Raw genomic sequence first — 13,836 nt, forward strand, 5'->3', positions numbered from 1 at the left:
AAACCAAGGGCCGAGTTGCGGGTTTATTCGACGGCTACAGGTCGAAACTCGCAAAGACCGGCGCGTGATCACTGGGTTTTTCCCACCCGCGTGCATCACGCAGGATACGGCTGGAATGGCCTGCGTTCGAGATATCCGGTGTGGCCCAGACATGATCCAGCCGCCGCCCCTTGTCTGCCGCGTCCCAATCGCGCGCGCGATAGGACCACCAGCTATACAGATTGCCTTCGGGGATATCCTGCCGCGTGATATCGACCCATCCGCCTGCATCCTGGGTTTCGGTCAGATGCTCGACCTCAATCGGCGTGTGCGATACGACCTTGAGCAACTGCTTGTGCGACCACACATCATCCTCGCGCGGGGCGATGTTCAGGTCGCCAACGAGAATGGATTTTTCGGGCTTTTCCGCATGGAACCAATCGCGCATGTCGGTCAGATAATCCAGCTTTTGCCCAAATTTCTCGTTTTTCTCGCGATCCGGAACGTCACCTCCGGCAGGAACATAGAAATTGTGGATTGTCACACCGTTTTCCAGACGGCCAGCAATGTGCCGGGCATGTCCCAGACCGGCGAAATCCTTGTCGCCCACCTCCTCCATCGGCAGCCGGGACAGGATCGCCACGCCGTTATACCCCTTTTGCCCGCGCGCAACCATGTGGGTATATCCGAGCTCAGCGAACCCCTCTGTCGGAATTTTCTCGACCGGCGATTTACATTCCTGCAGACACAGAACATCCGGAGCCTCTTCCTGCAGCAATTTCAGCACGATAGGTTCGCGCAAACGGACCGAGTTGATGTTCCAGGTGGCAAGAGTGAACGGCATGGGGGATTCCTTTGTCGCGGTTGGCGCGAGGTTAACGCGGCGGCGGTTAACGCGCCATCGGAAAAAGGCCGCGTGGCTTGAGCCGGTAATGGCGGAAACTTGAAAAGTTTCCGATCCGATTTCGTTTCATGAAATCGTTGTGCCAGACAAAAAAAGCCGGGCCAAAGGCCCGGCAGTCCAACAGGGAGGTGCATGTCATAACCCGGACATGCGCGGGTTGCGAGAACTCTAACTTAGACACAGAGTATCACTTTGAGCCGCTTCAATCCAGCGTGCGTCAAGATACCAGTCGATATCCGCCCGATTCTGTGACCAAAAGGCGCGCATTCGAGGGATCGGGCTCAATTTTCTGGCGCAAACGGTAGATATGCGTCTCAAGCGTATGGGTGGTTACACCTGCGTTATAGCCCCAGACCTCGTGCAGCAGGACATCCCGCGCCACCACACCATCGGTCGAGCGATAGAGGAACTTGAGGATATTCGTCTCTTTCTCGGTCAGGCGGATTTTGCGGTCATCCTCTGTCATCAGCATCTTCATGGCGGGCTTGAAGGTGTAGGGGCCAAGCACAAAGACCGCATCCTCGGATTGTTCATGCTGACGCAGTTGAGCCCGGATCCGGGCCAGAAGCACCGGGAACTTGAAAGGCTTCGTCACATAATCATTGGCCCCGGCGTCCAGACCCAGAATGGTATCGGCGTCGCTGTCGTGGCCGGTCAGCATCAACACCGGGCTTTTGACGCCTTGTTTGCGCATCAGACGACACAGCTCGCGACCGTCGGTGTCGGGCAGGCCGACATCCAGAATGACCAGATCATAAATCGCCTCACGCGCACGCTCCATCGCGGAAGCACCGTCTGACGCTTCGAACACATCAAAATCCTCGGTCATCACAAGTTGCTCGCTCAGCGCCTCGCGCAGGTCTTCGTCGTCATCCACCAGCAGGATTTTCTTGAGCTGTGCCATGTCCGGTCCTCCGTAAGCCTTTTCCATCACTTGCGTCCGAAGAATGCAATCGGCAAGATTTGCTGCAACCGTCTCACGCCCTCGTGTCTGACGCTGAGGAAATGTTTCACATTTCGACCGGATCGGGATAGGAGACTGACGAAACGTTACAGGATAACATGCATGAGTCTTATCCCCGACATCACCGAATTGCTGGCGCGCGCGCGGGCGGATCTGCGCATGGGTGTGCCGGTGGTCCTGAGCGATGACAGCGGCTCAAGTGTTTTGGCGCTTGCGTCCGAGACCCTGACACCGCAGCGGCTTGCCGATCTGCGTGCGCTGGGCGGGACACCGGTCGTTGCAATCACCGTGCGGCGCGCCGAGACGTTGAAGGCACGTGCATATGACGGGGATCTGGCCCGGGTCATCATTCCGGCGGATGCCGATCACGGCTGGGTTCAAGCCGTCGCAGATCCTTCGGACGATCTGAATGCACCGATGAAGGGCCCGTTGATGTCAGAGCGGCAAGGCAATGCCAATTTGCACCGGATCGCGATTGCGCTGACGAAATCCGCCCACCTGCTGCCCGCAGCAGTCATCGTCCCCATCGATGACGGGGTCGTATTTGCGGCAACAAACGGCCTGACGCATATCGACCACACACGCGCAGCCCCGCATCTGGCAGATCGCAGCCCCCTGCGCGCGGTAGTTGCAGCGCGGTTGCCCATGGAGGTGTCCGAGGCCGGTCGCCTGCATGTCTTCCGGCCAGATGATGGTGGCGAAGAGCATTATGCCATCGAAATCGGCCGTCCGGATCGCAGCAAGCCGGTGCTGGCGCGGCTTCATTCGGCCTGCTTCACCGGCGATCTGATGGGCAGTCTCAAATGCGATTGCGGCCCGCAATTGCGCGGCGCGCTGGCACAGATGGGGGCCGAAGGCACCGGAGTCCTGCTCTATCTCAATCAAGAGGGGCGCGGCATCGGGCTGGCCAACAAGATGCGTGCCTATTTCCTGCAGGATCAGGGCTTTGACACGGTCGAGGCCAACCACCGGCTGGGGTTCGAAGATGATGAGCGCGACTTCCGTCTGGGCTCGGACATTCTAAAGTCCCTCGGCTTTGGTTCAGTACGTCTGTTGACGAACAATCCGGCCAAGATCGCGATGATGGAAAAGACCGGCATTGCCGTGACCGAGCGCGTTCCGCTTAAAGTGGGAGAAACGGCGCATAACCGTGGATATCTCGCAACCAAGGCCGCGAAATCGGGCCATCTGTTGTGACACCCTGGGATCTGGTTCTGACACCCAAAGGCATCCGCTTTATGGGCCGCATGTTTCCCTGCGCAATCGGCAAGGGCGGGCTAAGCAACTCAAAACGCGAAGGCGATGGCGCAACCCCGACAGGTGCGCATCGAATCGTTGGGATGTTATACCGCCCGGACCGGGTATCTCGCCCCGCCAGCTGGGCGCGCCCGATCGGACCTTTGGATTTGTGGTCAGACGACCCGTCCGCCTCGTCATACAACCAACTGGTCCAGTCGCCATATGAACACAGCCATGAAAAGCTGCGCCGCGCTGACCCGCTTTATGATCTGGTGTTGATTACCGACTGGAACTGGCCAAACGCAGTGCCCGGTCGCGGGTCGGCCATTTTCCTGCATCAATGGCGTCGTCCGCATTATCCAACCGAAGGCTGCGTGGCCTTCCGTCGAGATCATCTGCACTGGATCGCTGGGCAGATAGCGCCCGGCACAAGGCTGATTATTCCTGTGGCCTGACACGTTCGCCAAAAATGGCAGATCCCACGCGCACATGGGTTGCACCCAACGCTATGGCAGATTCAAAATCACCGCTCATCCCCATAGACAGCCCATTCAGCCCGTTGCGTTCGGCGATCTTCGCCAACAAGGCAAAATGCAGCGACGGTTCTTCGTCCACAGGTGGGATACACATCAGGCCCTGCATCGGCAAATCCAACCTCCGGCATTCCGCGATGAAACCGTCCGCATCCGCAGGCAAAACGCCTGCTTTCTGATCCTCTTCCCCGGTATTGACCTGAATGAACAAATCAGGACATGCACCAAGCTCTTGCGCCAGCCGAGCAAGAGTTTTCGCCAGCTTGGGCCGGTCCACTGAATGGATGGACTCACATAGCTCCATCGCCTGCCGTGCCTTGTTGGTCTGAAGCGGGCCAATCAGATGCAAATCAATGCCCTGATACCGTTCCCTGAACTCTGGCCATTTGCCAGCAGCCTCTTGCACGCGATTCTCGCCAAAGCACCTATGGCCTTGTTCCAGCACCGCCTCAACCCTGTCATTTGGCTGAACTTTCGACACGGCTATGAGCGTGACTGAGCCCGCCGCCCGCCCGGCTGCTGTTTCGGCTTTGGCAATACGTGTTGTGATGTCTTGCAGCGACATGGGGCCTCTCATTCCAAGCGTTTGACGCAGGAAAACACCATGTGGGCGCAAAAGAAAAGGGCGGGTCCGAAGACCCGCCCTCAAACCTTGCGGTTCACATCAACTTAGAAGTTGAAGCGAGCACCGAAGTCAGCACGCAGCTGGCTGTCGCCGTCGCCGCGCTTCTGGTTGCCGATACCACCGCGCAGCGATGCACCGCCACCCAGGTCGTAGATGGCGCCAACGCCGTACTGCTGCAGGTCGTCATCAGCCGAACCGTCACCGTAAGCTGCGGTGATGGTGGTTGCTGCGCCAACGTTATAGGCCAGCGACAGACCGTATGCGGTACCGTTGCGCGAGTCGTCTGCAACGTCATCGTCTGCAACAAACAGGGTACCCGAGAAGTCGCCGAATTCAGCGCCCAGGGTCAGAACCAGCAGGCTCTGATCGTCGGTTCCGCTGTCACCTTCGTCGGTCTGACCATAGGCCAGAGCGGCGGTCACGTTGTTGAAGGTGTAGGTTGCGCTGATGTCCCAGCGGTCTGCACCGTCGGTTGCGTCGGTGTCATACGATGCACCAAATGCGAAGTCGCCAACTGCGTACTGGAAGAACACAGCGTTTGCGCCTGCGCCGGTCGACGAATAGCCCAGGAAGTCATAGTCAACGCCCGAGTACTGGCCGATGAAGTTTTCCAGGCCAGGCTCGTTACCGTAGTAGTTTGCCAGGTTGTCGAACGAACCTGCGACGTTGCCCGCGTCAACACGCAGACCGCCGAAGATTACCGAGAAGCGCGCGCCGTTCAGGCCAGCTTCACCGGCTTCACCGGTCGATGCGTCTTCGTCTGCCTGCAGACGAACACGGCCTTCAAAGCGTACGCCACCGTCAGTTTCGGTGATGCCGTCGATGTTCAGACGGAAGCGCGAAACCAGGATGGTGTCGTCTACGTTGTCATCGGTTGAACGGTCTTCCAGGTAGCCAATACCAAAACGGCCGTAACCGCCCAGTTTGACTTCAGCTGCTGCAACGCCCGCGGTCGCTACCAGCGCCGTTGTTGCGAAGAGAACTTTTTTCATCTTGTTTCCCTCGGTTTCAAAGATTTTTCTACTCGACACATGCAAAGCACATGTCTCAGCACGGACACCGTTTCGCTCGTTTTGCCCCCGATGCGCAAGCTCGGCATGAGCGGGTTTCCGTCATTCGGCCCAAATTGGTGCAAGGATGCCACAGTCGATTTTGACGCCAAACGCGGGCCATGCACGGAGAATTCAAAAGAATAGGCTTGTTGCCTGCAGGGTCCTTGGCTAGGAGTATGCCCCAGCATATGCCTTACCAGTGATACAGGACCCACTTACAATGCGCCTGCCAAGGATTTTGTCTTTGATCGTGCTGACCGCGGCCCTTTCCGCGTGCGGACAGAATCGCAGCACATCGACGGTCAACCCCAACCTTGTGGGCGGCACTTCGGATGAACGCGAACTGAACGACCCCAATCGGTCGACTATCTGGGATATCTTTGATCGCGACGAAGGCGAGCGGATTACAAATGTGAACCGCTATCTCTGGACCGCATCGCTGGATGTGCTGAACTTTTTGCCCGTGCAAGAGGTCGATCCTTTTACCGGCGTGATTATAACGGGATACGGTACCCCGCCCGGTGGCGGACGTCAGTATCGCGCCACTGTGCATATCAGCGATCCGGCACTTGCCGCACGGTCGTTGTCGGTTGCCCTGCAAACCAGCGGCGGAGCACCCGTCAGCGCCGCAACCACCCGAGCGGTCGAGGATGCGATTCTGTCCAGGGCGCGTCAGCTACGCATCGCGGACAACAAGTTCTAGCAACCCGCCGCAATTCGCAATATTACCACGCCGGGTTCCTACCCGGCGTTTTCATTCACGAAGGACCGCACGATGTCGCGCTACTCGGCCACCGAAATCGAAGCAAAATGGCAAGAGGCCTGGGACAAGGCCGGGATTTTTACCGCCAACCACAAGGCGGACAAGCCGAAATACTATGTGCTCGAGATGTTCCCTTACCCGTCTGGCCGCATCCATATGGGCCACGTGCGCAACTATACGATGGGTGACGTGATCGCGCGGCATAAGCTGGCAACCGGCCATAATGTGCTGCACCCGATGGGCTGGGATGCGTTTGGGATGCCTGCAGAAAACGCTGCGATGGCCATTGGCGGCCATCCCAAAGACTGGACCTATGGCAACATCGCCGACATGCGCGGCCAGATGAAGCCCTTGGGTCTCTCGATCGACTGGTCGCGTGAATTCGCCACTTGTGACCCGGAATATTACGGCCAGCAGCAGGCTTTGTTCCTGGATATGCTCGACGCAGGGCTGGTTTATCGCAAGAACGCCGTGGTGAACTGGGATCCGGTCGACATGACCGTTCTGGCCAACGAACAGGTTGAAAACGGGCGCGGCTGGCGTTCGGGTGCCTTGGTCGAACGGCGTGAGCTGACGCAATGGTTCTTCAAGATTTCGGACTATTCCGAGGAACTGCTGGACGCGCTGGATACGCTGGACAATTGGCCTGCCAAGGTCCGTCTGATGCAGGAAAACTGGATCGGCAAGTCGCGCGGGCTTCAGTTTTCCTTTGACCGGACGGACGGCGCAGACCCGATCACAGTCTATACGACTCGCCCCGACACGCTGCTGGGAGCATCGTTTGTTGGTATCTCGCCCGATCATCCGATTGCCAAACAGCTTGAGGTTGAAAACGCCGAAGTCGCTGAATTCGTTGCCGAATGCCGCAAGGGTGGCACCACCGAAGAGGCCATCGAAACGGCCGAGAAGCTTGGCTATGACACCGGCATCCGGGTCAAGCACCCGCTGGACGCCAATTGGGAACTGCCGGTCTGGATCGCCAATTTCATCCTGATGGATTACGGCACCGGTGCGATCTTCGCCTGCCCTGCTCATGATCAGCGTGACCTCGATTTCTGCCGCAAATATGGCCTGCCAGTGGTGAACACGTTCTTTGCGCTCGACGATGACACCCCGGTCGACAAGATCGCGTTCATTCCGCCAAAAACCGAAAAAGTCCGCTGGGTGAATCACTTCGCCGGCCTGACCGAAGCGACGGGCGACGAGGCGATCAACGCGACCGTCGATTTCGCCGAAAACGCCGGTTGGGGCGAAGGCGTCACCAAGTATCGCCTGCGCGATTGGGGTCTCAGCCGCCAACGCTATTGGGGCTGCCCGATTCCGGTGGTGCATTGCGATACCTGCGGCGTGGTGCCTGAGAAGAAAGAGAACCTGCCGGTTCGCCTGCCCGATGATGTAACTTTCGACAAACCCGGCAACCCGCTGGACCGTCACCCGACCTGGCGCGACTGCGCCTGCCCGAAATGCGGTGCCCCAGCCCAGCGCGAAACGGACACGATGGACACGTTCGTTGATTCGTCGTGGTATTTCGCCCGTTTCACCGCCCCGCGCGCCGAAACGCCTACCGATCTGGCCGAGGCCGAATACTGGATGAATGTCGACCAGTATATCGGCGGAATCGAGCACGCGATTCTGCACCTGCTTTATTCCCGGTTCTTCGCACGGGCGATGAACATCACCGGGCATCTGCCGAAAAAAGCCATCGAGCCGTTCAATGCGCTGTTCACCCAAGGCATGGTGACGCATGAGATTTATCAGACCCGCGACGCCAATGGCCGCCCGGTCTATCACCTGCCCGAGGATGTAACCGACGGTAAACTGGCAGACGGCACCGAGGTTGAGATCATCCCCTCGGCCAAGATGTCCAAATCCAAGAAGAACGTGGTGGATCCGGTCAGCATCATCTCGGCTTTCGGCGCAGACACCGCCCGCTGGTTCGTCCTGTCCGATTCGCCGCCTGAGCGCGATGTGGAATGGACCGCATCCGGGGCCGAGGCCGCGTTCAAACACCTCAGCCGCGTGCATCGCATCGCATCAGAAATCGCAGAAGCGGATGTTCCGGCTAACACCGAGGACGAAAGCCTGCTGCGTGAGATGCACAAGGCGATCCACGATGTATCGGGCGGCGTCGAATCCTTTGGCTTCAACGCCTCGATCGCTAAGCTCTATGCTTTCACGAACACTTTGGCGAAATCCAAGGCCGGCACTGACGCCAAGCGTCAAGCCGCCAAGACGCTGGCACAGCTGATGTCGCCAATGACACCGCACCTGTCCGAAGAACTCTGGCAGTTGCTGGGTGGCGAAGGGCTGGTGGCGACTGCGCCATGGCCCGTCGCAGATGAGGCGATGCTGGTCGATGACACCGTCACCCTGCCCATTCAGATCAACGGCAAGCGCCGTGCGGAAATCAGCGTGGCCAAGGATTTGGACAAGGCTGAGGTTGAAAAAATCGCGCTTAGCATTGAAGCTGTGCAAAAGGCGCTGGATGGTGCCGCCCCGAAGAAAGTGATCGTTGTTCCAGGTCGGATTGTGAATGTCGTCGTTTGATCGCAGAACCCTGCTTTTGATGCCGTTTGCCTTGGCGGCCTGCGGCTTTCAGCCGGTCTATGCACCCGGCGGTGCCGGTGCAGCGCTGAACGGCAAGGTCGCCGTCTCGGCCCCTGACACGGTCGAAAGCTTTCTGCTGGTCCAAAACCTTGAGCGTAAACTGGGCCGCAGCGCCACGTCAGGCAGCGAATACAAGCTGACGGTTGGCGTGACGACGACAACGGCTGCGGTCTCGATCACAACATCAAACGAGACCGATCGCCTTTCCATCAACGGCCGCGCGACCTATTCGCTGGCATCCGAAGAAACCGGGCAGGTTCTGGCCTCGGGGTTGGTTTCGGATATCGTCTCGTACTCTGCTGCCGGATCGACCGTATCCACCTTGGCGGATGAACGTGCCGCGACCGAGCGGTTGATGTCGATCCTGTCGGATCACATCGTCACCCGGCTTTATACAATTCCCGGTGTCACCGCATGAAGCTGAACCCGCGCGAGGCCGAAGGATACTTTGCCAAGCCAGACGCGGACAAACTCGGTTTGTTGATCTACGGGGCCGATGCGATGCGGGTTGCGCTTAAGCGCCAACAGGTTCTTTCCGCACTGCTCGGTCTCGGTGCGGAAGAGGAAATGCGGCTCACCCGGATGCCGGGTGCCGATCTGCGCGGCGATCCGGCGCTGTTGCTTGATGCGGTTAAGGCAGTGGGTTTCTTCCCCGGCCCGCGCGCCGTATTGGTCGAGGACACAACAGATGCGGCTGCACCCGCTTTGCTGGCCGCGCTGGAAGATTGGGCCCCCGGCGATGCACAGATTATCGTCACGGCAGGGCAGCTGAAGCCAAGTTCCAAGATTCGCAAAGCGTTCGAGACCCACCCAGCGGCCTACGCGGTCGGAATTTATGACGACCCGCCGTCGCGTGCCGAGGTTGAGAGGGTTCTGGCCCAAGCTGGCCTGCAGAACATCCCACGCGATTCTATGGCTGCACTGTCTGAACTGGCTGTGACGCTCAGCCCCGGTGATTTCGCGCAAACCGTTGAAAAATTGTCTCTTTACAAGCGCGGCGACAGTTCTGAACTGTCGATTGATGATATCGAGGCTTGCGCACCGCGATCGACCGAAGCCGCGCTGGACGATGTGCTGAACGTCGTCGCCGAGGGCCGCGCCGGTGAGATCGGGCCGCTGATCCGGCGATTGCAGGCACAGGGCACCAATGGGGTGACGCTGTGTATCGGTGCGACCCGCCACTTTCGCACCCTCTACGCCTGCGCCGCCGATCCCGGCGGGGCGACGCAGGGCATCGGCAAGCTGCGCCCGCCGGTCTATGGCAAACGACGTGACCGTATCCTGCGACAGGCGCAAGGATGGGGCGCGCCCAAGCTGCAAACGGCGCTGACGGTTTTGACGGATACCGATCTGTCGCTGCGATCCGCAGGTCAGACCGCACCGGCAATGGCTGTGGTTGAACGCGCGATGATTCGGCTAGCCATGCTGGCGCGCTCGCGCTAGGTGCGGTCTATCCAATCTAGGGCCGAACGGCCTGCCCATCGCCCCGTCGCCAGACAGGCCGTCAGCAAATATCCCCCAGTGGGCGCTTCCCAATCCAGCATTTCTCCTGAGCAAAAGACACCCGGCATCTTGCGCAGCATCAGCCCATCATCCAGCGCTTCGTTTGAAATACCCCCGGCGGTCGAAATCGCCTCGTCCATCGGGCGCAAGCCGGAATGCAGGATCGGAAGGTGTTTGAGTGTTTTGACCGGATCGGTCTGCGAAAGGTCTGATCGCTTTGCCATCTCATGATATATGGCAATCTTCTGCGAAGACAGGTGCAGCGACTTTCTAAGCCATTGAGAAAAAGTGGTTTTGTGGATCTTTTGCAAAAACCGACGATGCAGAGAATCTGCGTCCAGATCAGGCACCAAATCGACGAACAGCGGCTCTTTGGCCCGCAAAGCAGGGGTCAGAGAATACAACCCGCCCCCTTCCAGACCCTTGGCTGACAGGATCGCCTCACCTCGGCTGCCCAAATCGCCCGCGGTCCAACGCACCGATTTCAGGGCCGCGCCAAAATGGGGTTGCATGTGGGGGCTCCAGTCCACCGAAAGGGCGGAATTGGAGGGGGAGAACGGTGTCAGGGGTATGTCTTTTGAACCTAAGATATCGGCCCATTTCCCATCGGACCCTAATCGCGCCCAGCTTGCTCCGCCCAGGGCCAAAACCGTTGCATCTGCCGGAATAGATAGTCGCCCTTCCGGTGCATCAAATAGCAATGCATCCCCGTCCCAACCCAGCCAGCGCCAGAGCGTTCTGACCTGAACCCCGGCCTGATCAAGCCGCGCCAGCCACGCGCGCAGCAACGGTGAAGCTTTCATAGCTGAAGGGAATACGCGCCCTGTCGTGCCGGTGAACAGATCCTGACCCAGACCTTTCGCCCAAGCCTGCACCGCCTGTGCGTCCATCTCGGCAATCATGGGACGCAACCAGTCGGAAGCCTCGCCATATGCCTGCATCAGGACTTCGAAGGGTTCGTCCTTGGTCAGGTTCAACCCGGACTTTCCCGCCATCAGAAACTTGCGCGCAACCGAGGGTTTCGCGTCGGCCACCAGAACGTCGTGACCGGCTGCCGAGAGTTGCTCGGCCGCCATCAGCCCGGCCGGGCCGGCCCCGATCACAACTGCTTGCGCCATATTCGTCCTCTTGCCTTGTCCGTCCAACAACGCGACTTTGCGATCATGAGTGACAGTGATCCGATCTGCCCGCTTTGCGACCGCCCTATCCCCGAAGGCGGCGGCAGTCTGCACCATCTGATCCCAAAACTCAAAGGAGGCAAGGGCGGGCCAACTGTTCTGTTGCACCAGATTTGCCACAAAGAGGTGCACGCCACCCTGACTGAGGCCGAACTGGCGCGGGATTTCCATACGGTCGAGGCATTGCGCAGCCATCCGCGGCTTGCAAAATTCCTGAACTGGGTCCGAAAACGCCCGCCGGGATTCCGCTCAAAAGTCCCCGGAAAACGGCGCGGACGCTGATCAACCGGGCAGAACCGGGTCGCCGAAGGGATCTTGCAGAGGCTCGGAAAGCCCTTCGACCTCAATCCCCAGATAGTCTGGCACCCGGGCGAACTGCGCCCCCGCGATATGCTGAAATTCCAGCGTGGTGTAGGGACGTTTCCACAGCCATTCCCGGTTGTTTGCCGACCAGAGGTCGGTTTCTGGCGGGGTATCCCGGGTGAACGCATAGAAATGCAGATCGAACCCATAAGGCGCAACGTCTTGCATCGACAGCAGGCGCATACCCAACCCGTGGCAGAACGTATCCTCGGCAGCTATGTCCCCGGTACGCAAGGTGATCTGGCCGATCCGCGCTTGTGCGAACGGGTCATCTGGGTCCGCCGCACCTTCGGGGCGGTTGCCCTCGAAATCATGTTGCAGCAATTCGATTGAAAACCCCTCGGGATCAGTCAGATGGCACATATAGCCGATGTCCAGAAACTGCCTTGGCGCGCTGACCTCGATGCCCAAGCGGCGCAGATGGGCTGCCGCCAGATCGACGTCTGGCAGAGTGATCCCGATCTTCCAGTACCTATGGCCGCGATCATGGCTGTATCCGCCGCCGCCAGTCATCAGCAGCAGATCAGCGTCTCGCCCGGGATAGCCAACGCGCCAGTTGGCCCCGTCGACCTGAACGGTCATGCCAAGCGTATCGCGGTAGAACGCGGCCAGACCGTCAGTATCGGCAACGCGCAGGCAAAGCGCTGACATCCTCATCGGCACAACTCCACAATGCTTTTGGCGATGTTCGGATCGGCGGCCAGACTGTCGGCGACCAGATCACGGGCCGTGGACATCAGGTCGTCTGGCTCGACGATCCGGTCGACAAGGCCGAAATCATAGGCTTCGCTTGCCGTGATCTTTTGCCCCGCCATCAAAATCAGTTTTGTCCGCGCAGGACCAATCAGGGCCGCCATACGTTTCGGGTCGGATGGCTGAGGCAGGAAGCCCAGCTTCATCACCGGATAGAAGATTTTGGCGGATGGTACGGCGATCCGCAGATCACAGGCCAGAACCATGCCATTGGCCCCACCGGCCAGCGTCCCGTTCAGGGCCGCAACCGTCAGACAGGGCAATGCCGCAATCGCGCCCGAGAGTTTTTCCCAGAGGCCCGATGTAGCAAGCCCCGCGCGCGCCTCGTCCAAATCGGCACCCGCGCTGAACACGGTGCCCGCGCCGGTCAGGATCAGCGCCTGCGCAGACGTGGCGGCCTCGGCAATCTCGACCAACTTTTCAAGCATCGCGCGAGTCAGCGCGTTGGCCTTGTCCGGTTTATTCAGAGTGACGGTCCAAAGCCCGTCCTCTTGCTGCAGGTCGATCACGTCAGACCGATCCGCTTGCGAATATCATCTTGCCGCAGCGAAATTTCGGTGCCCAGAAAGTCATCCGCATCCGCTGAACACATCCAGAGCAACGCCCGCGCCGGCCAATCTGCGGGGATGTGGACCTCCCAATCCAACTGGCTTACGGGGTTGATACCGCTGGCCTTGATGACCCGCTGCATGTCCGTGGCAACCGTACCCGGCGACAGTCCCATCGCGCGGATACCATTATGCGCCTCTTCCAGATGCAGACACTCGGTCAGCATTTTTGCCCCCGCCTTAGAGGCGCAATAATGGCTCCACGCCTCAATCGGGTTCGAGGCTGCGCCGGACGAAATGGTCAGCACGGTTCCCCCGCCCGCAGCACGCATCAACGGCAAGGCGGCACGCATTCCGTAGAATACGCCTTTGAGATTGATGTCGATCGCCTGCCCCCAGGCCGCAACATCGGCATTGGACAGGTGGAAAATCGGGTCGATCACGCCCGCATTGCCGATCAGAACGTCCAGACCGCCGAACCGGTCGACGCAATCTGCAACCGCTTGTTCCACCTGCGCAAAATCACTGACATCGCAGGACAGCGCGATTGCATTCTCGCCCAGCGCCTCGGCCAGCGCCTCAATCTGATCGCTACTGCGCGCCACAAGGGCCACATTTGCACCGGCTGCGGCAAAAACGCGCCCAGCCTCTGCCCCGATCCCCCGGCTGGCACCGGTAATAAGTACAGTTTTGCCTTGCATCGTCACCCTCTGACCCTGTTGGTTTGATTTTGTGTCCAGTCGTAGCCCGCAAACGGGGAAATGGTCCAGCCCTTGCCCCTTGACGATACCCGCCACAGGCACGACCATGCCGCAAAATTGATCG

The 13,836-nt window shown here is 59.3% G+C and carries 15 protein-coding genes; 7 read left to right on the top strand and 8 right to left on the bottom strand.

Annotated features, from left to right (window positions below):
• Positions 1 to 34: 34 nt before the first annotated feature.
• Both ACR0FG_RS14905 and ACR0FG_RS14910 read right to left on the bottom strand, forming a co-directional pair.
• A complete protein-coding gene (locus ACR0FG_RS14905) occupies positions 35 to 823 on the bottom strand; it encodes an exodeoxyribonuclease III (RefSeq protein ID WP_480893781.1) in 789 nt (262 codons plus the stop codon).
• 277 nt (positions 824 to 1,100) lie between these two features.
• Entirely contained in the window at positions 1,101 to 1,787 is a 687-nt protein-coding gene (locus ACR0FG_RS14910) for a response regulator transcription factor (protein WP_170568318.1), read from the bottom strand.
• A gap of 162 nt (positions 1,788 to 1,949) precedes the next feature.
• Between ACR0FG_RS14910 and ribA the strand changes: the two genes are divergently transcribed.
• Both ribA and ACR0FG_RS14920 read left to right on the top strand, forming a co-directional pair.
• Positions 1,950 to 3,044, top strand: coding sequence for a GTP cyclohydrolase II (ribA, locus tag ACR0FG_RS14915; RefSeq protein WP_480893782.1), 1,095 nt, complete (start codon positions 1,950 to 1,952; stop codon positions 3,042 to 3,044).
• Positions 3,041 to 3,541: a L,D-transpeptidase family protein gene (locus tag ACR0FG_RS14920; protein WP_480893783.1), complete on the top strand. Its 501-nt coding sequence runs from the start codon at positions 3,041 to 3,043 to the stop codon at positions 3,539 to 3,541. The genes ribA and ACR0FG_RS14920 overlap by 4 nt, the downstream gene beginning before the upstream one ends.
• Here the strand turns inward: ACR0FG_RS14920 and ACR0FG_RS14925 are convergent.
• Both ACR0FG_RS14925 and ACR0FG_RS14930 read right to left on the bottom strand, forming a co-directional pair.
• On the bottom strand, positions 3,525 to 4,184 hold the full coding sequence (locus ACR0FG_RS14925) for a YggS family pyridoxal phosphate-dependent enzyme (protein ID WP_480893784.1): 660 nt from the start codon (positions 4,182 to 4,184) through the stop codon (positions 3,525 to 3,527). The two genes, ACR0FG_RS14920 and ACR0FG_RS14925, sit on opposite strands and share 17 nt — an antisense overlap.
• 104 nt (positions 4,185 to 4,288) lie before the next feature.
• Positions 4,289 to 5,236: a porin gene (locus tag ACR0FG_RS14930; RefSeq protein WP_170714344.1), complete on the bottom strand. Its 948-nt coding sequence runs from the start codon at positions 5,234 to 5,236 to the stop codon at positions 4,289 to 4,291.
• Positions 5,237 to 5,516: 280 nt separating this feature from the next.
• Here ACR0FG_RS14930 and ACR0FG_RS14935 point away from each other — a divergent pair, with 280 nt between their 5' ends.
• The 4 genes from ACR0FG_RS14935 (at position 5,517) to holA (ending at position 10,109) form a co-directional block, all read left to right on the top strand.
• A complete protein-coding gene (locus ACR0FG_RS14935; RefSeq protein ID WP_480893786.1) occupies positions 5,517 to 5,999 on the top strand; it encodes a DUF3576 domain-containing protein in 483 nt (160 codons plus the stop codon).
• A gap of 72 nt (positions 6,000 to 6,071) precedes the next feature.
• Complete coding sequence (gene leuS / locus ACR0FG_RS14940) at positions 6,072 to 8,606, top strand: leucine--tRNA ligase (RefSeq protein WP_480893787.1); 2,535 nt, start codon at positions 6,072 to 6,074, stop codon at positions 8,604 to 8,606.
• Positions 8,593 to 9,084 (top strand): LPS assembly lipoprotein LptE, encoded by a 492-nt coding sequence (lptE, locus tag ACR0FG_RS14945; protein WP_480893788.1) that lies wholly within the window; start codon positions 8,593 to 8,595, stop codon positions 9,082 to 9,084. The genes leuS and lptE overlap by 14 nt, the downstream gene beginning before the upstream one ends.
• Positions 9,081 to 10,109, top strand: coding sequence for a DNA polymerase III subunit delta (gene holA, locus ACR0FG_RS14950; protein WP_480893789.1), 1,029 nt, complete (start codon positions 9,081 to 9,083; stop codon positions 10,107 to 10,109). Before lptE ends, holA begins: the two co-directional genes overlap by 4 nt.
• Here the strand turns inward: holA and ACR0FG_RS14955 are convergent.
• Positions 10,106 to 11,287 (bottom strand): TIGR03862 family flavoprotein, encoded by a 1,182-nt coding sequence (locus tag ACR0FG_RS14955; protein ID WP_480893790.1) that lies wholly within the window; start codon positions 11,285 to 11,287, stop codon positions 10,106 to 10,108. The two genes, holA and ACR0FG_RS14955, sit on opposite strands and share 4 nt — an antisense overlap.
• Positions 11,288 to 11,332: 45 nt before the next feature.
• On the opposite strand from ACR0FG_RS14955, the gene ACR0FG_RS14960 reads away from it, so the two are divergent.
• On the top strand, positions 11,333 to 11,629 hold the full coding sequence (locus tag ACR0FG_RS14960) for an HNH endonuclease (protein WP_480893792.1): 297 nt from the start codon (positions 11,333 to 11,335) through the stop codon (positions 11,627 to 11,629).
• Here the strand turns inward: ACR0FG_RS14960 and ACR0FG_RS14965 are convergent, their stop codons facing one another.
• Genes ACR0FG_RS14965 through ACR0FG_RS14975 form a run of 3 tightly spaced genes read right to left on the bottom strand, consistent with a single transcriptional unit; the run spans position 11,630 to position 13,718 of the window.
• Positions 11,630 to 12,367 carry a VOC family protein gene (locus ACR0FG_RS14965; RefSeq protein WP_480893793.1) on the bottom strand — a complete coding sequence of 246 codons (738 nt, stop codon included), beginning with the start codon at positions 12,365 to 12,367 and terminating at the stop codon, positions 11,630 to 11,632. It abuts the gene before it with no gap.
• Positions 12,364 to 12,972 (bottom strand): enoyl-CoA hydratase/isomerase family protein, encoded by a 609-nt coding sequence (locus ACR0FG_RS14970; RefSeq protein ID WP_480893794.1) that lies wholly within the window; start codon positions 12,970 to 12,972, stop codon positions 12,364 to 12,366. Before ACR0FG_RS14970 ends, ACR0FG_RS14965 begins: the two co-directional genes overlap by 4 nt.
• Positions 12,969 to 13,718 (bottom strand): SDR family oxidoreductase, encoded by a 750-nt coding sequence (locus tag ACR0FG_RS14975; RefSeq protein ID WP_170714665.1) that lies wholly within the window; start codon positions 13,716 to 13,718, stop codon positions 12,969 to 12,971. Before ACR0FG_RS14975 ends, ACR0FG_RS14970 begins: the two co-directional genes overlap by 4 nt.
• Between the last annotated feature and the right edge of the window lie 118 nt (positions 13,719 to 13,836).

The sequence above is a fragment of the Ruegeria sp. E1 genome (genome assembly GCF_056534225.1).